General features: G+C 67.4%; 20 protein-coding genes. 13 read left to right on the forward strand and 7 right to left on the reverse strand.

Translation table 11 applies throughout. From position 1 onward, the window contains the following. Positions 1–161: 161 nt before the first annotated feature. The 3 genes from ACK5IR_RS01365 to ACK5IR_RS01375 are packed head-to-tail and all read right to left on the reverse strand — an operon-like array spanning position 162 to position 2,057. Positions 162–713 (reverse strand): aspartate carbamoyltransferase catalytic subunit, encoded by a 552-nt coding sequence (locus ACK5IR_RS01365; RefSeq protein WP_416925145.1) that lies wholly within the window; start codon positions 711–713, stop codon positions 162–164. Continuing rightward, positions 710–1,120 carry a hypothetical protein gene (locus ACK5IR_RS01370; protein ID WP_416925147.1) on the reverse strand — a complete coding sequence of 137 codons (411 nt, stop codon included), beginning with the start codon at positions 1,118–1,120 and terminating at the stop codon, positions 710–712. Before ACK5IR_RS01370 ends, ACK5IR_RS01365 begins: the two co-directional genes overlap by 4 nt. Then, positions 1,113–2,057, reverse strand: coding sequence for an aspartate carbamoyltransferase catalytic subunit (locus ACK5IR_RS01375; RefSeq protein WP_416925149.1), 945 nt, complete (start codon positions 2,055–2,057; stop codon positions 1,113–1,115). Before ACK5IR_RS01375 ends, ACK5IR_RS01370 begins: the two co-directional genes overlap by 8 nt. 117 nt (positions 2,058–2,174) lie before the next feature. Between ACK5IR_RS01375 and ACK5IR_RS01380 the strand changes: the two genes are divergently transcribed. The 5 genes from ACK5IR_RS01380 (at position 2,175) to ACK5IR_RS01400 (ending at position 9,200) form a co-directional block, all read left to right on the forward strand. After that, complete coding sequence (locus tag ACK5IR_RS01380) at positions 2,175–2,996, forward strand: uracil-DNA glycosylase (RefSeq protein ID WP_416925151.1); 822 nt, start codon at positions 2,175–2,177, stop codon at positions 2,994–2,996. 9 nt (positions 2,997–3,005) lie between these two features. After that, entirely contained in the window at positions 3,006–3,635 is a 630-nt protein-coding gene (locus tag ACK5IR_RS01385) for a LysE family translocator (protein ID WP_416925154.1), read from the forward strand. Between the two features lie 3 nt (positions 3,636–3,638). Beyond that, complete coding sequence (gene moaB, locus ACK5IR_RS01390) at positions 3,639–4,181, forward strand: molybdenum cofactor biosynthesis protein B (protein WP_416925156.1); 543 nt, start codon at positions 3,639–3,641, stop codon at positions 4,179–4,181. Positions 4,182–4,307: 126 nt separating this feature from the next. Next, positions 4,308–5,783 carry an efflux RND transporter periplasmic adaptor subunit gene (locus ACK5IR_RS01395; protein ID WP_416925158.1) on the forward strand — a complete coding sequence of 492 codons (1,476 nt, stop codon included), beginning with the start codon at positions 4,308–4,310 and terminating at the stop codon, positions 5,781–5,783. Positions 5,784–5,786: 3 nt separating this feature from the next. Continuing rightward, entirely contained in the window at positions 5,787–9,200 is a 3,414-nt protein-coding gene (locus ACK5IR_RS01400) for an efflux RND transporter permease subunit (RefSeq protein WP_416925160.1), read from the forward strand. Here ACK5IR_RS01400 and ACK5IR_RS01405 read toward each other — a convergent pair whose 3' ends face one another. Further along, entirely contained in the window at positions 9,201–10,022 is an 822-nt protein-coding gene (locus ACK5IR_RS01405; RefSeq protein ID WP_416925162.1) for a protein-disulfide reductase DsbD domain-containing protein, read from the reverse strand. Positions 10,023–10,138: 116 nt separating this feature from the next. On the opposite strand from ACK5IR_RS01405, the gene ACK5IR_RS01410 reads away from it, so the two are divergent. After that, on the forward strand, positions 10,139–10,714 hold the full coding sequence (locus tag ACK5IR_RS01410) for a YqgE/AlgH family protein (protein ID WP_416925164.1): 576 nt from the start codon (positions 10,139–10,141) through the stop codon (positions 10,712–10,714). On the opposite strand, the gene ACK5IR_RS01415 is transcribed toward ACK5IR_RS01410, so the two are convergent. Next, positions 10,711–11,676: an L-threonylcarbamoyladenylate synthase gene (locus ACK5IR_RS01415; RefSeq protein WP_416925166.1), complete on the reverse strand. Its 966-nt coding sequence runs from the start codon at positions 11,674–11,676 to the stop codon at positions 10,711–10,713. The genes ACK5IR_RS01410 and ACK5IR_RS01415 overlap by 4 nt on opposite strands. A 123-nt stretch (positions 11,677–11,799) precedes the next feature. Here ACK5IR_RS01415 and ACK5IR_RS01420 point away from each other — a divergent pair, with 123 nt between their 5' ends. From ACK5IR_RS01420 to ACK5IR_RS01430, 3 genes are read left to right on the forward strand one after another with little or no spacing between them, the layout of a single operon-like run. After that, complete coding sequence (locus tag ACK5IR_RS01420) at positions 11,800–13,506, forward strand: acyl-CoA dehydrogenase (RefSeq protein WP_416925168.1); 1,707 nt, start codon at positions 11,800–11,802, stop codon at positions 13,504–13,506. A gap of 3 nt (positions 13,507–13,509) precedes the next feature. Then, a complete protein-coding gene (locus ACK5IR_RS01425) occupies positions 13,510–14,565 on the forward strand; it encodes an MBL fold metallo-hydrolase (protein ID WP_416925170.1) in 1,056 nt (351 codons plus the stop codon). Positions 14,566–14,582: 17 nt separating this feature from the next. Continuing rightward, positions 14,583–15,035 carry a DUF6173 family protein gene (locus ACK5IR_RS01430; RefSeq protein ID WP_416925172.1) on the forward strand — a complete coding sequence of 151 codons (453 nt, stop codon included), beginning with the start codon at positions 14,583–14,585 and terminating at the stop codon, positions 15,033–15,035. A 36-nt stretch (positions 15,036–15,071) separates the two neighbouring features. Here the strand turns inward: ACK5IR_RS01430 and ACK5IR_RS01435 are convergent, their stop codons facing one another. Together ACK5IR_RS01435 and ACK5IR_RS01440 are read right to left on the reverse strand one after the other, a co-directional pair. Continuing rightward, complete coding sequence (locus ACK5IR_RS01435) at positions 15,072–15,677, reverse strand: MlaC/ttg2D family ABC transporter substrate-binding protein (protein WP_416925174.1); 606 nt, start codon at positions 15,675–15,677, stop codon at positions 15,072–15,074. Continuing rightward, complete coding sequence (locus ACK5IR_RS01440) at positions 15,667–16,482, reverse strand: VacJ family lipoprotein (protein ID WP_416925176.1); 816 nt, start codon at positions 16,480–16,482, stop codon at positions 15,667–15,669. Before ACK5IR_RS01440 ends, ACK5IR_RS01435 begins: the two co-directional genes overlap by 11 nt. 202 nt (positions 16,483–16,684) lie before the next feature. On the opposite strand from ACK5IR_RS01440, the gene ACK5IR_RS01445 reads away from it, so the two are divergent. The 4 genes from ACK5IR_RS01445 to ACK5IR_RS01460 are packed head-to-tail and all read left to right on the forward strand — an operon-like array spanning position 16,685 to position 21,101. After that, positions 16,685–18,421 carry a type I secretion system permease/ATPase gene (locus ACK5IR_RS01445; protein WP_416925178.1) on the forward strand — a complete coding sequence of 579 codons (1,737 nt, stop codon included), beginning with the start codon at positions 16,685–16,687 and terminating at the stop codon, positions 18,419–18,421. Further along, entirely contained in the window at positions 18,418–19,854 is a 1,437-nt protein-coding gene (locus tag ACK5IR_RS01450; protein WP_416925180.1) for an HlyD family type I secretion periplasmic adaptor subunit, read from the forward strand. Before ACK5IR_RS01445 ends, ACK5IR_RS01450 begins: the two co-directional genes overlap by 4 nt. Before the next feature lie 23 nt (positions 19,855–19,877). Further along, positions 19,878–20,339: a RidA family protein gene (locus tag ACK5IR_RS01455; RefSeq protein ID WP_416925182.1), complete on the forward strand. Its 462-nt coding sequence runs from the start codon at positions 19,878–19,880 to the stop codon at positions 20,337–20,339. 3 nt (positions 20,340–20,342) lie between these two features. After that, positions 20,343–21,101, forward strand: coding sequence for a glycerophosphodiester phosphodiesterase family protein (locus tag ACK5IR_RS01460; RefSeq protein WP_416925184.1), 759 nt, complete (start codon positions 20,343–20,345; stop codon positions 21,099–21,101). Positions 21,102–21,213: the final 112 nt, after the last annotated feature.

A 21,213-nucleotide genomic window follows, 5' to 3' on the forward strand; every position in this document is an offset into this window, starting at 1 on the left:
ACCGGGCGCCAGGCACAAACCCCGGCAATCGACCGCATCCCCGGCCGGCGGGGTGCCGGTTGTGACGGCGGCGATCTCTCCATCGCGGATCGTCAGGGTGCCGGTCCGGTCTGTTCCGGCCTCGGGGTCGATCAGGCGCGCGTTGGTGAGCGTCAGGTCGGTCATGCGGCCCCCCTCTGGATGTTTCGCATCAGGCGCAGCACCTCGCGCCCGTCGTCGATCAGCTCGAAACCGACGCGCTCGGTGGTGCGCGTTCTGGGCCGTCCGCGCCGACCAGGACGGTCGGCGAACCAGATGGTGTCGGGCGGACCCTCCTCGAAATCGAGCACCGTCTCGCGGTCGATGGGCCAGGACCGCAGGGCGCGCCGGCCGAAGATCTCGGTGGCGATAAAGGCACGCCGGCTGGTCAGCGAATACCAGCTGTGCCGACGGACAAAGGCACGCCAGACTTCCCAGCCGCCGGCTTCACGCAAACCGAGGAAGACGAAGATCAGCCCGAACAGGGGAAAGATGCGCCCGATCAGGTCCGTCGCCCCGCCGGCGGCGCCGGCAGCGCTGATTGTCCAGAAGACAGCGAAGGCCGTCATGAATCCGCCGGCGACCATGCGCCGGGGCGAGGCGTGGCGAAAGCTGACCCGCCCCGACGGGCGGCCCTGCCACAGGACGGTCTCGCCCGGTTGCAGAATCCCCTCCCAGCCCGAGTGTTCGCTCATGTCTGCCGCCCCGCCGCCTGTTCGATCCGGCGGCGTACGGTGTCGGGATCGCGCTGGTATTTGAGCAGGTACTTGTCGCCGCCCCGCGTGATCACCTGCACCGACGAGCCGAGCCGCCGGACCTGGGCGATCTGGTCGAGCCGCAGCGAGCGCCCGTTGTTGCAGACGAGCCGGGCCGCGGTCAGGTCCCAGCGGACGGCGAGTTCCTCGGAGGCGAGGTAATACCCCCTGAGCACCACCGCCAGCACCGCGCCGACCGGCCCGACCCAGACATCGGCATTGCCGAGCGCGATCAGCACCGCCGATGCGATCAGCGCGCCGAGGGCCGCCAGAACGACATGTCCGCGGACATAGGTTTCACGGTCGGCATGGAAACTGGCCAGAACCGGTGCATGCGCCTCATTCATCGGCCCGGGCTTCCCTCAGGTTGCGCGCCAGCAGGTCCATCGCGGCCATCCGCACCGCGACACCCATCTCGACCTGTTCCTGGATCACCGAGCGGTTGATGTCGTCAGCGATGGTGCCGTCGATCTCGACGCCGCGGTTCATCGGGCCGGGGTGCATGACGATGGCGTCGTCCTTCGCATAGGCAAGCTTTTCGGCATCGAGCCCGTAGCGGTGATAATATTCGCGCTCCGACGGGATGAAGCCGCCGTCCATGCGTTCCTTCTGAAGCCGCAGCATCATCACCACGTCGCAGCCGTCAAGCCCCTGTTTCATGTCGTCATGGACCTCGACTCCCCAATCGGCGGCGCCGGTGGGTACCAGGGTGGGCGGGCCGACCAGCCGCACGCGGTTTTCCATCCGGCCCAGCAGCAGGATATTCGACCGCGCCACCCGGCTGTGGGCGATATCGCCGCAGATGGCGATGTTGAGCCGGTGCAGCCGCCCCTTGGCCCGCCGGATGGTCAGCGCGTCGAGCAGCGCCTGTGTGGGATGCTCGTGCCGCCCGTCGCCGGCGTTCAGCACCGCGCAGTTGACCTTTTGCGCCAGCAGGTCCACCGCACCGGACTGCGGGTGGCGCACCACCAGCAGGTCGGGATGCATGGCATTCAGCGTCAGCGCGGTATCGATCAGCGTCTCGCCCTTCTTGATCGAACTGGCCTGCATCGCCATGTTCATCACATCCGCCCCCAGCCGTTTGCCCGCCAGTTCGAAACTGGCCTGGGTGCGGGTGGAATTTTCGAAGAACATGTTGATCTGGGTCAGCCCGCGCAGCGCATCGGAGTGTTTTTCGGGCGCGCGACTGAGCGCGACATAGCTGTCGGCAAGGTCCAGAAGCGTCGTGATCTCGATCGGGTGGAGTTGTTCGATCCCCAGCAGGTGCCTGGCGCGGAATGTCATGGAGCCCTCCGGAATGCTGGCGCGGTTATAGCAGAGCCGGCCTTGCCGACAACGCCAAAGGAACCCGTAGCCGCGCGGGACGCTTTCCGTCGCCACGGCGATGGGCTAGCAAGGCACATGGCTGATCGGGATCTGCATGCGGAGATTCTCGCGGCGCTGGAGTTTCAGGCCGCGCTGGGGGCGGACGAGGCGATCCTCGACGCGCCGGCCGACCGCTATGCGCTGGCGGCGGCCGGGGCGGAACAAAAGAAACGGGAACAGGCTGCCCCGGAACCGGCCGGACATGGCGGCGGATACGCGCGGCCGGCCGTTCCTGCGCCTGCCCCGCAGCCCGGAATTGACCCGATCGCCGAGGCGCGGGCGCTGGCCCGGGCAGCAGCAAGCCTCGACGATCTGCAAGCGGCGCTGGCCGGTTTCGAGCGTTGCGAGCTGAAAATGGCGGCGCGCTCGCTGGTCTTCTCCGACGGGCGGCCCGAAGCGCGGGTGATGATCGTCGGCGAGGCGCCGGGCCGCGACGAGGATATCCGGGGCAGGCCCTTTGTCGGACGTGCCGGGCAGCTGCTCGACCGGATGTTCGCCGCGATCGGGCTGTCGCGCGACGCGCCGGATGCCGAAACCGCCCTCTACATCAGCAATATCCTGCCGTGGCGGCCGCCGCAGAACCGCGATCCGAGACCCGAGGAGATCGCGATGATGAGGCCCTTCGTCGAACGCCATATCGAACTGGCCGCCCCCGATGTGCTGGTGCTGATGGGCAATATCTCGTGCCAGGCGATGCTGGGCCGGCGCGGCATCACGCGGCTGCGCGGCCACTGGGCCGAGGTGCAGGGCCGTCCGGCGATACCGATGTTCCACCCGGCCTATCTGCTGCGCAACCCGGTCGCGAAACGCGAGGCCTGGGCGGATCTGCTGGACATTCGCAAGCGGCTGCGCCGCTGAAAGGAAACGATGATACCGATCGACATGCTGACCCTGCTCGCCTTTGTTCCCGCCGGGCTGGTGCTGAACCTGACGCCGGGGGCGGACATGATGTTCTGTCTTGCGCAGGGGCTGCGCGGCGGGCCACGGGCGGCGCTGGCCGCGGACGCCGGCGTCGCGCTTGGCGTATTTGCCCACACGCTTGCCGCCGGGCTCGGCCTCAGCGCGCTGGTGGCCGCCGAACCGGCGCTGCTCGACGTGATCCGCTGGGGCGGTGTGGGCTATCTGCTGTGGCTGGCCTTTGACGCCCTGCGCAGCGGGCCGGTGCCGGATGCGAGGGTTGCCGGCCTGTCGCCCCGGCGCGCCTTCCGTCAGGGGCTGCTGGTCAACCTGACCAACCCCAAGGTCATCCTGTTCGTCCTCGCCTTCCTGCCGCAATTCGTCGATCCCGGGCGCGGGCAGGTTCTGCCGCAATTCCTGACTTTCGGGGCGATCCTGGCGCTTGGCGGTCTGCTGGTAAACGGGCTGGTCGGGGTCTTTGCCGGCAGTCTCGGCCGGCAGCTTGCCGGATCGCCCCGGCTGGGGCGCTGGCTCGGGCGGGTCACGGCGGGGATATTCATCACGCTGGCCACCAAGCTGGCATTCATGCAACGGAGTTGAGACATGCACGAATCCGAAACCGAAAGGGAGTTCATCCCCGTCCGCATCGCCGTACTGACGGTTTCCGACAGCCGCACGCCGGCCGACGACCTGTCGGGCGATACGCTCGTGGCCCGGATCGAGGCTACCGGCCATGTTGTGGCCGAGCGCAGGATCGTGCCCGACGAACGCCACCTTATCGCGCAGGAACTGCGCGGCTGGTGCGCCGATCCCTATATCGACGCGGTCATCAGCACCGGCGGTACCGGGCTGACCGGCCGCGACGTGACGGTCGAGGCGCACCGCGATGTCTACGAGAAGGAGATCGACGCCTTCGCCACGCTTTTCACCATGATATCGCTGAAAAAGATCGGCACTTCGGCGATCCAGTCGCGCGCCTGCGCCGGCGTCGCCGAGGGGACATATCTTTTCGCGCTGCCGGGAAGCCCGGGCGCCTGCAAGGACGGCTGGGACGAGATTCTTCTGCCGCAGCTCGACCACCGGCACCGGCCGTGCAACTTCGTCGAAATCATGCCACGGCTCGACGAGCACAGGCAGCGGGGCTGAGCGGAGTTTTTTTCGACGGAACCCTTCCCGACCAGCGTAACATTTCCGTGGCTTTGCCGTTCCGGCCGACTGGATTAGATTACCGATTGCCGCGTCACGGGCATGAACGCTTGAAAGGACCGCCGCATGCAGTTTCTGCGCAGATCCCTGACGGGACTGTTCCTGCTGTCGCTCACGCTGGGTCTGCTTGTCTATGCCGGCAGCGTGTTCGTGTCGGCTGTGCAGGACAGGATGAACCGCAAGCTGGCGATCCAGCCGGCCGAAGAGCGTGTCTTCGCGGTCAATACCGTCGGCGTTGCGGCGCGCGATGTGGTGCCGGTGATCACCGCCTTCGGCTCGATCGAGAGCCGCCGGACGATGGAAATGCGGGCCAGCGCGGAGGGACGGATCGTCGAGCTTGCGGAGAATTTCGAAACGGGCGCGGCGGTCGGGACCGGGGCACTGCTGGCACGTATCGATCCGCGCGCGGCCGAATCGGCGCTGGAAGTGGCGCGCACCGATCTGGCCGAGGCCAAGGTCGAACTGCGCGATGCCGAACGTAACCTGACACTGGTGCACGACGAACTGGCCGCGTCGCAGGCGCAGGCCGCGCTGCGCAGTCAGGCGCTGAAACGCCAGCAGGATCTTGCGCGGCGCGGCGTCGGCACCGACGCGGCGGTCGAGACAGCCGCACTGGACGAAGCGAGCGCCAACCAGTCGGTGGTCAGCCGTCGCATGGCCGAGGCAAGCGCCGAGAACCGGCTCGACCTTGCCCGGACCAGCCTGAGCCGTGCCCGGATCGCACTGGCCGACGCCGAGCGCGATCTGGCCGATACCGAGATTCGCGCCGCGTTTTCCGGCACGCTGTCGGACGTGACGGTGGTCGAGGGCGGGCTGGTCAGCCAGAACGAGCGCCTCGCGACACTGATCGACCCCGGGTCGCTCGAGGTGGCCTTCCAGCTTTCGACGGCACGATACGCGCGGCTTCTTACCTACGAGGGCGATCTGATCGATGCGCCGGTCCGGGTAAAGCTGGATGTCCTGGGGCTCGACCTGATTGCCACGGGGCGCGTCGCGCGGGTGAACGCGGCGGTGGGCGAGGGGCAGACGGGCCGGCAGATATTCGCCCGTCTTGACCATATCGGCGGCTTCCGCCCGGGCGATTTCGTCACCGTCGAGATCGAAGAGCCGCAACTGGCCGGTGTTGCCGTTCTGCCGGCAACCGCCGTCGACGCGGCGGGCACGGTTCTGGCCGTTCTGCCGGACCGGCGGCTCGAAATCCTGCCGGTCGATCTGCTGCGCCGCCAGGGTGACGAGGTGATCGTCGCCGCAGCCGCGGTGGACGGGCGGCGCATCGTCGCCGAACGCAGCCCGCTTCTGGGCGGCGGGGTTCTGGTGCGCGAAACCGGCGAACAGACGGGCACGCCCGACAGGCAGGACGGCGGCGGCGCAAGCGCCGATCTGATTGCCCTGACGCCGGAGCGGCGGGCGGCGCTGATCGCGGCGGTCGAGGCGAATGCGCAGCTTCCCGTCGAGGCGCGCGAACGCATCCTGTCGCAGCTTCGCCAGGAACAGGTTCCCGCCAGCATGGTCGCGCGCATCGAAAGCCGGATGGGGGGCTGAGCCATGGCCGGCAGCACCCCCCTCCGCCAGCGCGGCCTGATCGCCTATTTCGCCCGCCACCGCACCGCCGCGAACCTGCTTCTGGTGATGCTTCTCGTCGCCGGGCTTGGCGCGTTCCCGCAGATGCGGGCGCAATCGATGCCGGATGTGGTGTTCGATTCCGTTTCGGTCAGCGTGACATGGGAGGGCGCGGGCGCCGACGATGTGGACCGTTCGATCGTGGAGCTTCTGGAGCCCACCCTTCGCGCTGTCGAGGGGGTGGCGGAATCCGAGGCAATCTCGCGCGAGGGAAGCACGCGGATCCGGCTCGAGTTCGAACCCGGATACGACATGGCGCGGGCCGTCGAGGATGTGCAGCAGGCGGTGGACACCATCACCACCCTGCCCGAGGATGCCGACGATCCCGAAGTGCGGCGCGACGCCTGGTACGACCGGGTTTCGGACGTCATCGTTTCGGGGCCGGTCGATGTGGACCTGCTGGGCAGGTTTACCGACGAGCTTGTGCTGCGGCTGTTCGCCGAAGGGGTCACGCGCACCACGATCCGGGGGCTGGCCGCGCCACAGGTTGTGGTCGAGGTTCCGACCGCCTCGCTGATGCGCAACGGGGTGACGATGGCCGAGATCGCCGCCGCCATCGCCGGCGAGGTCGATGCCGCGCCGGCAGGCGACGTTTCGGGCGGCAGCGCCCGTGTCCGCACCGGGACGGAAAAGCGCAGCGCCGGCGAGGTGGCCGGCATCACGCTGCGCTCGGACCGCGATGGCGCCCGCCTGACCATCGGCGACGTGGCGACGGTCCGGCTGGAAGGGGTCGACCGGGAGCGCGCCTATTTCGTCGGCGACAATCCGGCCATGTCGGTCCGTGTCGACAGGTCCGCCACGGGCGATGCCATCGAGATTCAGCGCATCATCGAGCGGGTCGCCGCCGAGATGGTGCAGAGCCTGCCCGAAGGCGTGACCATCGAGCTGATCCGCACCCGTTCGGAGGAGATTTCCGGCCGCCTTTCGATCCTGATCCAGAACGCGATCACCGGGCTTGCGCTGGTTATCGGGCTGCTGTTTCTGTTTCTGAATGCGCGCACCGCGCTCTGGGTTGCCGCCGGTATTCCGGTGGCGATGCTGACCGCCATCGCACTGATGTGGGCAGCGGGGCTGACGCTCAACATGATGTCGCTCTTTGCCCTGCTGATGACGCTGGGCATCGTTGTCGACGATGCGATCGTGGTAGGCGAGCACGCCGATTTCCGCGTCCGGCGGCTGGGCGAGGCGCCGGAGGTGGCCGCCGTGGCGGCGGCCCGGCGCATGACCGGCCCCGTTTTCGCCGCGTCGGCCACCACGATCATCGCCTTCGCCGGGCTGACCTTCATCGAAGGGCGCTTCGGCGACATGATCTCCGATGTTCCCTTCACCGTGATCGCGGTGCTTTCGGCCTCGCTGGTGGAGTGTTTCCTGATCCTGCCCAACCACCTGGCGCATTCGCTGCATGCCTCGGCACGGCAGGACGCATGGTACGACTGGCCGTCGCGCATGGTGAACCGGGGGTTCGGCTGGTTCCGCACCCGTGTCTTCCGCCCCTTCATGGCGCTGGTGATCCGGGCCCGCTACCCGGTAGCGGCGGCGCTGCTGGTGCTGCTTGCCAGCCAGATCGCGCTGCTGGTGCGCGGCGATGTGCAATGGCGTTTCTTCTCCCCCCCCGAAGAGGGCTCGGTCTCGGGCAATTTCGCCATGGCACCGGGTGCCGAGCGCGAGGATACCATGGCGCAGTTGCGGGCCATGCAGGCGGCAGTCGAAGCGGTCGGACAGGATTATGCCGAACGCTACGGGCGCAACCCGGTCACCTATGTGCTGGCCGAGGTCGGCGGCAATACCGGGCGCGGACTGGCCGGCGCCGACACCAAGGATGCCGATCAGCTGGGCTCCATCGCGGTCGAACTGATCGACCCCGACCTCAGACCCTATTCGAGCAACCAGTTCGTGCGCGAACTCGAGGACCGGGTCGAGCGCCATCCGCTGGCCGAGACCATCAGCTTCCGCGGCTGGTTCGGCGGGCCGGGCGGCGACGCGCTCCATGTCCAGTTCCACGACGCGGACACCGCGCAGCTGAAGGCCGCGGCCGAGGCGCTCAAGCAGGCCGTCGCCCGCTTTCCCGAGGTGTCGGCGGTCGAGGACAGCCTCGCCTATGACAAGGAGGAACTGATCCTCGAACTGACGCCGCAGGGCGAGATGCTGGGCTTTACCGTCGAGGCGCTGGGGCGCGTGCTGCGCAACCGGCTGAACGGGATCGAGGCCGCGACCTATCCCTCGGGACCGCGCAGCGCCGAGATCCGCGTCGAACTGCCCGAGAGCGAACTGACCGCCGATTTCCTTGCCGGCACGCAGCTTCGCACCCCGCAGGGCCGTTACGTGCCGCTGGCCGATATCGTCAACGTGACCAGCCGCACCGGATTTTCCAAGATCAACCGGGCGAACGGGCTCCGCGTGGTCGAGGTCACCGGCGATATCTCCGAGGACAATCCCGCCCGCGCCGAGGAGATCGGCACCCTGTTGCGCAACCAGATCCTGCCGGCGATCGAGGACGAATATTCGGTCTCGTCGCGTCTGGCGGGCCTGGCAGAGCAGGAGCAGGAGTTCCTGAGCGATACGGGGATCGGCTTCGGCTTCTGCCTGATCGGCATCTACCTGACGCTTGCCTGGGTGTTTTCGAGCTGGACCCGCCCGTTGCTGATCATGGCGGTCATTCCCTTCGGCCTGATCGGAACGATATATGGCCACATCGCCTGGTCGACTCCGCTGTCGATGTTCTCGATCGTCGGGCTGATCGGCATGTCGGGCATCATCATCAACGATTCGATCGTTCTGGTGACGACGGTCGACGACTATTCCCGCGACCGGGCACTGATACCGGCGATCGTCGATGCTGCGGCCGACAGGTTGCGGCCGGTGCTGCTGACCACGATGACCACGGTGATCGGGCTGATGCCGCTGCTGTACGAACCGTCGCGTCAGGCGCAGTTCCTCAAGCCCACGGTCATCACGCTGGTCTACGGGCTTGGCTTCGGCGTGCTGGTGGTGCTTCTGCTGGTGCCCGCGCTGCTGGCGATGCAGCGCGATATCCGCAATCAGTTGCGCGCATTCCGGCGCGCGCTTTCGGCGCGGCGGCGCTCGGCGCCCGTTGCGGTGGCCACCATTCTCGCCAGCGCGCTTGTCGCGGCGCTGTTCGCCGCGACGCTTGGCCACGCAGTTCTTTACGGCGCGCCGTGGCCGCCGCTTGGCGCGGCGCTGCCCGGCGTGCCAGCGACGCCGGCTGGGGCACTGGGGATTTTCGTCGGCGGGTCGCTGGGAATTGCGATCATCGCCTATCTTGCCGCCGGCCTGCTCCGCGCCCTTGCGCCGCGCCGTCCGAGATCGGTCGCCAAGTGATCACTTCGTCGTGCAGCCGTGGATATCGACCGCCCGGGTTCCGGCGATCACGGTGAAGCGCATGGCGCTGCGGTCGAGCGCCAGCGGGCCGCCACCCGCCGGCACGAGATCGGCCTGCACCTCGAGGATATCGCCCTTGCGCCGGCTTTTCGGCTCCGAGACCCAGACATGCGGGTTGCCGGTCTCGACCATCGCCACCTCGGCGCCCGGAAGGCGCGGCATGGCGATCCGCGCCGTCACCTTCACGCCGTCGGAAATCGGCTCAACCTCGCAATCGACACGCCGTACACCGGCCCGGGATCCCGGGGCGGGGGCGTTGGCCAACGCCCGTTCGATCGCCGGATCGGCCCGCCCCGCGCCATCGAGCGTGGCGTCTATACGCAGGTTGGCGGGCATGCAGATCTTTTCGCAGACCCCCAGATCGACCTTGCCATGCAATTCGATCGGTGCGCCGGGCGTGGTGGGATGCAGTTCGATCGGCAACACCAGTTCGCGGCTGTAGCCGATGGTGCGCAGCCCGTAATTCTCGAAAACCTCGGGGCTGGGCCAGTGATAGGTGACCGCACCCAGATTGCGCGAACCCGACCAGTCGAAACTGGGCGGGATACCCGCTTCGCCGGGCGCGCGCCAGTAGGTCTTCCAGCCCGGCGCCATGGTCAGCCTGAGCGCTGCCATGCGCGTGCCCTGACGGGTCGTCCAGCCGCCCAGGATATCGCCGCGGATCACATTGTCGGGCACCCCGCCGGCTGCACATGCAGGTAGTGGAACCATGAACGAAAGCGCCGAAAGCGCGACAAACGAGAGACTGGCCAGAATTTTCATGGCCGCAACATAGGCACGATACGGATTTGTGGAAATCACATAATGGCGACGGATCGACACCATTGCGTCGCGGCCACTTGTATGCCGCGCATTCGCGCATCATTCTCGTTTGCGTGATGAACGATGCCGATACCGAGCTGGACCTGTCCGGCAAGCTGCTGGTCGCCATGCCGGGCATGGGCGACCCGCGCTTCGAGCATTCGGTGATTTTCATCTGCGCCCATTCTGCCGAAGGGGCAATGGGCCTGATCGTCAACCAGCCCGCGCTCGAACTGGGGTTTCCCGATCTTCTCGAACAGCTCGGGATCGAGCCGGCGGATGCCGATCTGCCAAACACCATCCATGTCGGCGGTCCGGTCGAACATGGCAGGGGTTTTGTCCTGCACAGCGCAGAGTACGAGGTGGCGGGCGCGACGCTCAGGATCGACCACCGCTTCTCCATGACGGCGACGCTCGAAATCCTCGAGGACATGGCCAACCGGCGCGGCCCGCGCGAGGCGCTGCTGGCGCTGGGATATTCGGGATGGGGGCCGGGGCAGCTCGAAAGCGAGATCGCGCGCAACGGCTGGCTGACGGTCGAGGCCGCCAGCGAGATCGTCTTTTCCAGCAGGAACCGGCGCAAATGGGAGATGGCGCTGGCAACGCTGGGTATCGACCCGCTGACGCTGAGCGCCAGCGCCGGGCACGCCTAGCGACCGGGCTGCGGGCGCGGTGCCGCCGCACGGCGCAGGCGATCGTTGATGGCACGGCCGATGCCCGTTTCGGGAATCGGCGAGACGGCGATACCGGTTGCCCCCGACGCATCGGCGCGGCGCAGGTATTCGAACAGGTTCGCCGCGGCCTCGGTCAGATCGCCTGCGGGCGAAAGGTTCAGCGCGGCATCCTGCGCCCCTGCCCCGAAGCCGAGCAACACCTCGCCCGACAGTGCGCCGGACGCATCGAGCCGCAGCGGCGCCCGCGGCGCATAATGCGAGGCAAGCTGTCCCGGCGCATTCGGCGAACCGGCAGGCGCGGCATGGGCCAGCGGACGGCCGAGCGCCGCCTCGGCCGCCTCGGCCGGAAGTCCGCCGGGACGGAGCAGGCGCGGATGATCGAAACAGCCGATGATGGTCGATTCCACACCCACCTCGGCCGCGCCGCCGTCTATCACCGCATCGATGCGGCCCGAAAGGTCGTCGAACACATGGTCCGCGCGCGTCGGGCTGATCCGGCCCGACGGGTTGGCCGAGGGGCCGGCAACCGGCCCGTCGAACGCCCGCAGCATCTTCTGCGCCACCCGGCCGCGCGGGACGCGCAGGCCGATGGTCGACAGCCCCGCCGCGACGAGATCGGAAATACCGGCATCGGGGCGCAGCGGAACCACCAGCGTCAGCGGCCCCGGCCAGAACGCATCGGCCAGGGCCAGCGCATCGGCACCGAATCTGCCGTAGCGCCGCGCTGTCTCCAGATCGGCAACATGGGCGATCAGCGGGTTGAAACGCGGGCGCCCCTTGGCCGCGAAGATCGCCGCCACCGCCCTGCCCTGCCGCGCATCGGCGCCGAGCCCATAGACCGTCTCGGTCGGGAAGGCGACCAGCCCGCCGGCGCGCAGCAGGTCGACCGCGCGGGCGATCCCGGCCGAATCCGGTTTCAGACGTTCGGTTGTCTTGTCCATGTCTTCCCGTGACGCCGCGTCTTGCTTTGTGCCCGATCGCCGCTAGGACTAGGTTGATCCTGAGCGTCGGGTGATACGCCCGCGATCTCGACATGCCAAGACCGCAGGTGAGGGTGAACCCATATGACCTATCGCGCGCCGATTTCGGAATACCGTTTCATTTTCGAACATGTGGTCGATTTCGCCGCCCTGACCGCGACCGGCCGGTTTTCCGAGGTTGGCCGCGAGATGACCGATGCCATCCTGTCCGAAGCCGGACGGCTGAGCGATGAGGTCATCGCCCCGCTCAACCGCGCCGGCGACGAGCACGGGGCGCGGCTGGAGAACGGCCGCGTGATCTCGTCCCCCGGCTTTGCCGAGGGCTACGCCGCGATCGCCGAAGGCGGATGGGTCTGCGTCTCGGCGCCCGAAGAATACGGTGGAATGGGGTTGCCGGTGGCGTTGCAGACGGCGATCAACGAGATGATGTCGGGCGCCTGCCTTTCGCTGCAACTCAACCCGCTGCTGACCCAGGGGCAGATCGAGGCGCTGCATGCCCATGCATCGGATGCGATCCGGGCGCGCTATCTGCCGAAGCTGATTTCGGGCCAGTGGACCGGAACGATGAACCTGACCGAGGCCGGCGCCGGCAGCGACGTGGGGGCGCTGACCACCCGTGCGGTGCCAAACGGCGACGGAACCTATGCCATCACAGGACAGAAGATCTTCATCACCTGGGGCGATTGCGATTTCGCCGGGAACGTCTGCCATCTGGTGCTGGCGCGGTTGCCGGATTCGGGGCCGGGCACCCGGGGGATCAGCCTGTTCCTGGTGCCGCGCGACATTCCCGACGCGGATGGCAACCCGGGCGTGGCCAATGCCGTCCGGGTGGTCAGCCTCGAACGCAAGCTCGGCATCCATGGCTCGCCCACCTGCGTCATGGAATATTCCGGCGCGACCGGCTGGCTGATCGGGGCGGAAAACGCCGGCATGGCGGCGATGTTCACCATGATGAACAACGCAAGGCTCGGCGTCGGCGCCGAGGGGATCGGCATCGCCGAAGCGGCCACACAGAAGGCTGTCGCCTATGCGACGGAGCGCCGGCAGGGCAGCGCCGGCGGCTCCGGCACGATCATCGAGCACCCCGACGTGCGCCGCATGGTGACGACGATGCGCGCCGAGGTGTTCGCCGCGCGGGCGATCGCGCTGGCCAACGCGGTGGCCATTGACCTCGCGAATGCGACGGATGAAGCCGAGTGGAAGGCGCAGGCCGCCTTTCTGACGCCGATCACCAAGGCCTTCGGCAGCGATATCGGCCACGAGGTGGCCCAGATCGGCATACAGGTGCACGGCGGCATGGGCTACATCGAGGAGACCGGCGCGGCACAATTCGCCCGCGACGTCCGCGTGACCCAGATATACGAGGGCACCAACGGCATTCAGGCGATGGATCTGGTCGGCCGCAAGCTGGCGGATGGCGGCGAGGCCGCCTTCCGGCTGCTCGACGAGGTCGAATCGCTGGCAGAGGCCGCCCGTGCGACGCTGCCCGATCTTGCCGGGCCGGTATGGAAATCGGCCGAAAACCTGCGCGAGGCGACCGAATGGCTGCTTACACAGGACATGACCGACCGCTTTGCCGTTGCGGTGGCCTATCTGCGCGCCTTTGCCCGGGTGCTGGGCGCGCATTTTCACCTCAGGGCGGCGATGGCGGGGGATGAAAGCCGGCGGCGGGCGCTTGCCGGTTTCTACATCGCGCGCCTGCTGCCCGAACACGAAAGCCTGCTTGCCACCGTGCGCCGGGCGGCGGACGGGCTCTATGCGCTGAGCCTCGACGATCTGGCGGAGGGCTGAGCGGTGAACGCGCCGGGCTTCGCCCCGATCCGCTTCCCCCATGAAACGCCGCCGGGCGAGGGCGAGGCGACCGAGATCGCCCAAGGCGTTCTGTGGCTACGCCTGCCGCTGCCGATGGCGCTCGATCACGTCAATGTCTTTGCGCTCGATGACGGGGAGGGCTGGACGATCGTCGACACCGGACTGTCGAGCCGGCGCATCCGCGCGCTTTGGGACAGGCTGCGGTCGGCTGGCCCGCTGGCCGACAAGCCGGTTATCCGTGTGATCGTGACCCACCACCACCCCGACCATGTGGGTCTTGCCGGCTGGTTTCAGGCCGAACACGGCGCGGAAGTGATCGCCAGCCGTACCGCCTGGCTCTATGCGCGAATGCTGACGCTCGACATGCAGCAGACCCCGCCGCCCGAAACGCTGGCCTTCTATCGCGCCGCCGGAATGGACCCGGCCATCTACCGCCAGCGCGCTGGCGGCCGGCCCTTCAACTTCGCCGATGTGGTCTGGCCGATGCCGCTGGGCTTCACCCGCATTGCCGAAGGCGGCACCGTCCGTATCGGCGGGCGCCTCTGGGACGTGCGCATGGGCAACGGCCATGCCGAGGAGCATGCGACCCTGTGGAGCCGCGACGATTCGCTGGTACTGGGCGGCGACCAGCTTCTGCCGTCGATCTCTCCCAATCTCGGCGTCTATGCGACCGAGCCCGGGGCGGACCCGGTCGGCGCCTGGCTGGAAAGCTGCACGCGCCTTGCAGGCGTCGCGCGCGAAGATCATCTCGTTCTGCCCGGCCACAAGCTGCCCTATACCGGGCTGCCGGCGCGGCTCGGGCAACTGATCGAGCATCATCACACGGCGCTGGCCCGGCTTCTCGACCATCTGGGCGAGCCGCGCACCGCGCACGAGTGCTTTCCGGCGCTTTACCGGCGCCGGATCGGCGATGCCGAATACGGTCTTGCCCTTGCGGAATCCATCGGACACCTCAATCATCTCCACCGGACAGGCCGCGTGGACCGGCAGCGCCGCGCCGACGGGGCGTGGCTGTGGCGGCGCGCGGACGGGGGATAGCACCGGAGGAGACGAACATGGATCGGCGCAACGAAACGGACCAGACGGGATTTCTGCCGCGCGCCCATGCCGTTCACGCCGACCCCGACGAAGTGGTGACCGAACACCAGCCTTTGCCCGAACGGCTGATGCAGACGGCACATCCGAAAAGCCCGGCGAAATGGGCCTATGAACGGCTGCTGCTCTACATCAAGAATTTCGAGGACCGGCTCGACGGCGATCAGGAGATCGCGATGGGATTCACCGGCGCCACCGCCGGCGTGCTGAGGATCGAGGGCATCGGTTACTTCGACCCCGACATCGTGACCTTCTATGGCGCGGATGCCGATGGCACGCGCACCCAGCTTATCCAGCATGTCAGCCAGCTGAACGTGATCCTGCGCGCGCTGCCCAAGCTGTCCGAAGCGTCCGAACCGCGGCGAATCGGTTTCCGGCTGGCCGAGGAGCTTGCCGCGGAAACCGGGAACTGAACGACGACCGCGCCCCGGACGGATTCGCGGCTGCCGTCAGCCGGCGCGCTGGAGGTCGCGGGTCAGCGCGTCGATATCGCCGCCCCGCCGGTCGAGCATCGCGCCGATCTCGGCCCGCTCGGTCTGCAGCATGTTCACCCCTTCGACGAACATGTTGAAGAACTTGTTCTTGCCGGAGCGGTCCGAAACGAGGAACACCACCGCGAAGGGCGCCTCGCCGCGCAGATGGGCGGTCGCCTGCACCTCGACGAAGTTCTTGACCGCGCGCGCGCCGTTCACCTCGAGCCGCCCGCCGATGAACTCGCGGAACCGCTTGCCGTACTTGCGCGAGATATACCCGGTATAGGCGCCGGTATAGGCCTTGAGCTGGCCCGAAGTGGCGCCGCGCGCCGCCGCGCCAAGTGAATAGCGCGCGATCGTCGGAACATCGGCATAGCGGACGAATATCTTCTCGAACTCCCGGTACATCGCTGATTCGGACCTGCCCGAGGCGATGACCCTGTTGATGTCGGCGACGGCGGCATCGATGAGTTTCTGCGCCTCGGCGGGTGACAGCGCGAAGGCGGCACCGGGAAGGGCCGCAGCGGCGGCACCGGCGGCAACCATCCCGAGCGTGGCGCGGCGTGTGTGTTCAATTGCCATAGATATCCTCATAGGGGTCTTCGTAATCCTCTTCGGCCACTTCGCCCCGGCGAAGCTCGAAGCGGCGGTTCTGCAGATAGATCAGCCGCTGCTGGGAATAGCTGTCCTCGGAATCCTCGTAGATGGAGCTTACGGTATCGGCATAGCGCACGCGATCGGTCCCCTGCCCCACCCAGACGAACCCGTTGGCCGCCAGACTGGCCGGCCATTCGACCGCATACCACAGCGGATTGATTGCAAGGTCCACGATCGAGCCCGCGGTATCACGCTGTGTTGATCCGCCGAAGACCGGCAGTTCCATATAGGCACCCTCGGGCACCCCCCAGACATGCATCGTCTCGCTGAAATTGGTGTCGATCTCGGGCAGGCCGGCCGCCGTTGCGGGATCGAAAATGCCGCCGAGGCCGACGGTCGAGTTGATTCCAAACCGCAGCGTGTTGTGCGCGGCATCTCCCGGCCGCAACTGCAACAGGCTATTCAGGATACGGCTCGGGTTATTGAGGTTGTTGCCAAAATTGGCCAGTGCGACGATAATCGGGCTGACCGGTCTGACCGGCGCGTCGCCAGCGGCGGCTGGCGCGGCGGCTTCATCCGGCTCTTCGGACAGGCCGTCTTCGGCGCCTGAGGGCGCCGGCGATTCGCCGTTGCGGCCCGTTGCGGCGGTTTCTCCACCGCCAAAGACATGGCGGTCGAGGGATTTGTTCCATTCGTGTATGCGCCTGTTCTGCGCCTCGTTGGGGTCGTTGATCCCGGTCGGAATGCTGGCAGGCCCGCAGGCGGACAGGGCTGTCACAATGGACAGCACGCCGAACGCACCGGTCCGGTTCCGGAAAAACCTACCTTGTCGCAGCAACTGCCGCCGCATAGGAAACGTCAACTGTTTGTACCTTAGCTAGTGCCATCTTCGTCATTCGACCGCATGCGGCCGGCTGCCGACGGTAAAGTCGTCAGAAACTAACCCCGGGTTGACTGGCTGACAACCTGCAGAAAAGCTGGAGATCGCGACAATGCGCCCATCAGATACCGGCCCCGGTCGAAAGGAGCTCCAGGAGGCACGCGCTGCCGGCCGGAGTCTCTTTACCTCGTCGCTGGTCTTCTCGGTTTTCGTCAACCTTCTGATGCTGACCGGCCCACTGTTCATGCTCCAGGTCTACGACCGGGTGCTGGGCTCACGCTCGGAAGAGACGCTGGTGGCGCTCTTCACCCTGGTGGCCTTTCTCTACCTGATGATGGCACTGCTCGATTACGCGCGCGGGCGGCTGATGGCGCGGGCCGGGGCCCGCTTCCAGCTCAGGCTCGACAGCCGGGTATTTTCCGCCGTGCTGCGCAGCGAAACCGGCAAGCCCGGCGCCGAGGTTGCGGCCAGCGGGCTGCGCGATCTGGAGATCGTGCAGCGGTTTCTGGCCTCGCCCGCATTGCTCGCCATCTTCGATCTGCCCTGGACACCGCTGTTTCTGTTCGCGATCTTCATCTTCCACCCCTGGCTCGGGGTGCTGGCGATCTGCGGCGGGGCGGTGCTTGTCGTCATCACCCTGCTCAACCAGTCCCGTACCCGCCAGCCAGCGCTCGAGGCGGCAACAGTCGGGCAGCGCGCCGAGCGGATGTCGGACCAGATGCGCGAAGAGGCCGAAACCATCGAGGCGCTCGGCATGCGCGGGGCGACCTTCGAGCGCTGGCAGGATGCCCGCGGCAAGGCGATCTCGCTGCAACTGGCGGCGGCCGACCGGGCGGGCGGGTTCACCTCGGCCAGCAAGGCGCTCAGGCTTTTCCTGCAATCGGCGATGCTCGCGCTCGGCGCCTATCTGGTGCTGCAGAACGAGGTGACGGCGGGCGCGATGATCGCCTCGTCGATCATGCTGGGCCGCGCGCTGGCGCCGGTCGAACTGCTGATCGGTCAGTGGGAGCTGGTACAGCGCGCCTCGCGCGGCTGGTCAAACCTGTCCAGACTGCTGACCGAGATGCCGCCCGAGGTGCCGCGCCTGCCCCTGCCGGCCCCCGCCGCACGGCTCGAAGGCCAGCAGGTCACGGTGGTTCCGCCGGGCGAAACGCAGGCCTCGCTCCGCATGGTCAGCTTTCTGCTGCTGCCCGGGCAGGCGATGGGCGTGATCGGCCCGTCCGGATCGGGCAAGACGACGCTGGCACGGGCGATTACCGGTGTCTGGCGCTGTGCGGGCGGCAAGATCCGGCTCGACGGCGCGGCGCTCGACCAGTACGACCCCGACGTTCTGGGCCAGCACATCGGTTATCTTCCCCAGCGGGTGACGTTGTTCGAGGGTACCATTGCCGAGAACATCGCACGGCTCTCGACACAGCCCGATCCACGGCTTGTGGTCGAGGCGGCGCAGAAGGCGGCGGCGCACGAGATGATCCTGAAACTGCCGGGCGGCTACGACACGCCGCTCGCCTCGGCGGGAAGCCGGCTGTCGGGCGGTCAGGTCCAGCGCATCGGGCTGGCCCGCGCGCTCTACGGCAATCCGGCAATCCTCGTTCTGGACGAGCCCAACTCCAACCTCGACAATGAGGGGTCCGAGGCGCTCAACCGGGCGATCCGCCAGATGAAGGCCGACAAGCGCTCGGTCATCATCATGGCGCACCGCCCCGCCGCCATTCAGGAATGCGACACCCTGCTGGTGCTCGATGGCGGCATGCGCCGCGCCTTCGGCCCGCGAGACGAGGTGCTGAAGGAAGTGGTGCAGAATGCGGCCGAAATCGCGAAATCGTCCGGCCAGGGAGGCGTGTCATGAGCAAGAACGAACAGCCCGCGAAAGAGCGCGCCATGCCCGCGGCCAAACCTGCGACACCCCCGGCCGCAGCAACCGCCAGGGCCGCGCCCCCGGCCCGGCCCGCAGCGCCCGCTTCCGGTCCCGCCCCGGCGAAGACCGGGGGCGACAGATACTCGGCACGGTTTCCGATGACCATCGGCATCATCGCGCTGGTGCTGCTGGTCGGCGGCTTCGGCGCCTGGTCCCTGCTGACGCATATTTCAGGCGCCATCATCGCCGGCGGCCAGCTCGAGGTCGAACAGAACCGGCAGGTGGTGCAGCATCTCGATGGCGGCATCGTGGGCGAGGTTCTGGTGCAGGAAGGCGACCGTGTCGAGGCGGGGCAGGAGCTTATCCGGCTCGACCCGACCGATCTGCTGTCGGAACTGGCCATTGTCGAAAGCCAGCTTTACGAGATCATGGCCCGCACCGGGCGCATGGTCGCCGAACGCGACGGTCTGGACGAAATCACCTTCGATCCGGAACTGGTCGAGGCGGCGACCAAAAGCGACGAGATCGCCGAACTGCTTCAGGGTCAGGAGACGCTCTTCGCGGCACGGCTGACCTCGATGGAGAAGGAAAAGGAGCAGCTTGCCCGCCGGGGCGAGCAGATCGCCAGCCAGGTCGAGGGCATAGACGCGCAGGTCGCCGCGCTGAGCGAGCAACTGGCGCTGATCGACGAGGAACTGGAAAGCCAGCAGGCGCTGCTCGACAAGGGACTGGCGCAGGCGGCGCGCGTCCTGTCGCTGCAACGCGAGAAGGCGCGGCTTTCCGGCACCGTCGGGGAACTGACCGCCAGCCGCGCCGAGGCGATGGGGCGGACGACCGAACTGGACATCGAGATCCTGAAACTCGACACCACCCGCCGCGAAGAGGCGATCACCTATCTGCGCGATCTGCAATACAACCTGCTGGAACTGATGGAACGCCGTCGCGGCCTGCGGGAAAAGGTCGCCCGGCTCGATATCCGCGCGCCCGTGTCCGGAATCGTCTATGGAATGACCGTCAACACCCCGCGTTCGGTCGTCCGCCCGGCCGATCCGATCGCCTATATCGTGCCGCAGGACCGCCCGCTGGTGATTGCCGCGCGCGTCCCGACCATCCATATCGACAAGGTCTATGTCGGACAGGACGCGATCCTGCGCTTCTCGACCTTCGATTCGCGCACCACGCCCGAACTGATGGGCCGGGTTTCGCAGGTTTCGGCCGACGCCTTCACCGACGAACGAACGCAGCAATCCTACTACCGTGCCGAAGTCGAGCTTCTCGACGGCGAGATCGACAAGCTCGAGGGAAAGGAGATCATCCCCGGCATGCCGGTCGAGGCCTATTTCCGCACCAACGCCCGCACCCCCATGGCATATCTGATCAAACCGTTTACAGATTACTTCAACAAGGCGTTCCGCGAGGGCTGAGCGCCGCAGGAGGGAGCCTGTCCATGCCGGGAAAAATCGAAACGCGTCTTGCCGAACTTGGCGTCACACTGCCCGACGCCCCGGCGCCCGCCGCCAATTACGTACCCTTCGTAAGGGTGGGCGATCTGGTCTTCGTCTCGGGGCAGATCCCTGCCGGCCCGGACGGTCTGATCACCGGCAAGCTCGGCGCCGATATGGATGTGGCCGGCGGCGCGGCGGCCGCCCGGGCCTGCTGCATCGCCCTGCTGGCGCAGCTCAAGGCGGCCTGCGGCGATCTCGACCGGCTGGTCCGGGTGGTCAAGCTGACCGGGTTCGTCAACTCGACCCCCGACTTCACCGAGCAGCCAAAGGTGATCAACGGCGCCTCGGACTTTCTGGTCGAGGCGCTGGGGGATGCCGGCCGGCATTCGCGCTCGGCCGTTTCGGCAGCCGCCCTGCCGCTGGGTGTCGCGGTCGAGATCGAGGCGATCTTTCAGGTCGCCTGAACCATGCCGCCGCTACCGCACGCCTTTCTCGAAAGACCCATCGCCCACCGTGCCCTGCATGACAGACTGCGCGGACGGCCCGAAAATTCGCGCGCGGCCGTCGCCGCGGCAATCGAGGCGGGCTTCAGTATCGAGATCGACCTTCAGCTTTCGGCGGACGGCGTGCCGATGGTCTTTCACGATTACGATCTGCGGCGGCTGACCGGACATACCGGCACCCTGCGCGCGACCCCGGCCGCCGATCTCGCCGGCATTCCGCTGTCCGGCGGAAACGAGGGCATCCCGACCTTCGCCGAGATTCTCGCGCTGGTGAACGGCCGTGTACCGCTGCTTGTAGAGATCAAGGATCAGGACGGCGCCCTCGGGCCGGATGTCGGCAGGCTCGAACGGGCGGCGGCAAGGGTGGCGGCAGGGTATGGCGGGCATCTCGCCTTCATGTCCTTCAATCCGCATTCCGTGGCCGCCCTGGCCGAGGCGGCACCGGACAGGCCACGCGGGCTGGTCACCTGCGATTTCGCCGCCGGGAACTGGCCCGGCGTTCCCGCGACAACGCGGGCGCGGCTGGCGAGCATCCCGGATCTGGAAGCGACCGGCAGTTGCTTTGTCAGCCACGACGCGCGCGACCTCGCCTCCCCGCGCGTTGCCGAGATCAGCGCCGCCGGCCTGCCGGTCCTCTGCTGGACCATCCGCTCGCCCGAAGCCGAGGCGGCCGCCCGCAGGATCGCGGATAATGTGACATTCGAGGGCTACCTGCCCGTCTGACCGGCGATCATCTCCAAGGCAATCGTGCCCGGCCGCGCAGACGGATGCAGTAGCAATGCACATGTACGTGGCGCGTTCCGGCGGCGTGCTTGAACGCGGAGCCCGCAGCATA

It is taken from the genome of Tropicimonas sp. (assembly GCF_047971885.1).
Classification (GTDB): domain Bacteria; phylum Pseudomonadota; class Alphaproteobacteria; order Rhodobacterales; family Rhodobacteraceae; genus Tropicimonas.

What these genes read in the sequence shown, in the direction of transcription:
- ACK5IR_RS01365 (WP_416925145.1), bottom strand. Translation starts at nt 713, where the DNA reads ATGAGCGAACACTCGGGCTGGGAGGGGATTCTGCAACCGGGCGAGACC.
- ACK5IR_RS01370 (WP_416925147.1), bottom strand. Translation starts at nt 1,120, where the DNA reads ATGAATGAGGCGCATGCACCGGTTCTGGCCAGTTTCCATGCCGACCGT.
- ACK5IR_RS01375 (WP_416925149.1), bottom strand. Translation starts at nt 2,057, where the DNA reads ATGACATTCCGCGCCAGGCACCTGCTGGGGATCGAACAACTCCACCCG.
- ACK5IR_RS01380 (WP_416925151.1), top strand. Translation starts at nt 2,175, where the DNA reads ATGGCTGATCGGGATCTGCATGCGGAGATTCTCGCGGCGCTGGAGTTT.
- ACK5IR_RS01385 (WP_416925154.1), top strand. Translation starts at nt 3,006, where the DNA reads ATGATACCGATCGACATGCTGACCCTGCTCGCCTTTGTTCCCGCCGGG.
- moaB (WP_416925156.1), top strand. Translation starts at nt 3,639, where the DNA reads ATGCACGAATCCGAAACCGAAAGGGAGTTCATCCCCGTCCGCATCGCC.
- ACK5IR_RS01395 (WP_416925158.1), top strand. Translation starts at nt 4,308, where the DNA reads ATGCAGTTTCTGCGCAGATCCCTGACGGGACTGTTCCTGCTGTCGCTC.
- ACK5IR_RS01400 (WP_416925160.1), top strand. Translation starts at nt 5,787, where the DNA reads ATGGCCGGCAGCACCCCCCTCCGCCAGCGCGGCCTGATCGCCTATTTC.
- ACK5IR_RS01405 (WP_416925162.1), bottom strand. Translation starts at nt 10,022, where the DNA reads ATGAAAATTCTGGCCAGTCTCTCGTTTGTCGCGCTTTCGGCGCTTTCG.
- ACK5IR_RS01410 (WP_416925164.1), top strand. Translation starts at nt 10,139, where the DNA reads ATGAACGATGCCGATACCGAGCTGGACCTGTCCGGCAAGCTGCTGGTC.
- ACK5IR_RS01415 (WP_416925166.1), bottom strand. Translation starts at nt 11,676, where the DNA reads ATGGACAAGACAACCGAACGTCTGAAACCGGATTCGGCCGGGATCGCC.
- ACK5IR_RS01420 (WP_416925168.1), top strand. Translation starts at nt 11,800, where the DNA reads ATGACCTATCGCGCGCCGATTTCGGAATACCGTTTCATTTTCGAACAT.
- ACK5IR_RS01430 (WP_416925172.1), top strand. Translation starts at nt 14,583, where the DNA reads ATGGATCGGCGCAACGAAACGGACCAGACGGGATTTCTGCCGCGCGCC.
- ACK5IR_RS01435 (WP_416925174.1), bottom strand. Translation starts at nt 15,677, where the DNA reads ATGGCAATTGAACACACACGCCGCGCCACGCTCGGGATGGTTGCCGCC.
- ACK5IR_RS01445 (WP_416925178.1), top strand. Translation starts at nt 16,685, where the DNA reads ATGCGCCCATCAGATACCGGCCCCGGTCGAAAGGAGCTCCAGGAGGCA.
- ACK5IR_RS01450 (WP_416925180.1), top strand. Translation starts at nt 18,418, where the DNA reads ATGAGCAAGAACGAACAGCCCGCGAAAGAGCGCGCCATGCCCGCGGCC.
- ACK5IR_RS01455 (WP_416925182.1), top strand. Translation starts at nt 19,878, where the DNA reads ATGCCGGGAAAAATCGAAACGCGTCTTGCCGAACTTGGCGTCACACTG.
- ACK5IR_RS01460 (WP_416925184.1), top strand. Translation starts at nt 20,343, where the DNA reads ATGCCGCCGCTACCGCACGCCTTTCTCGAAAGACCCATCGCCCACCGT.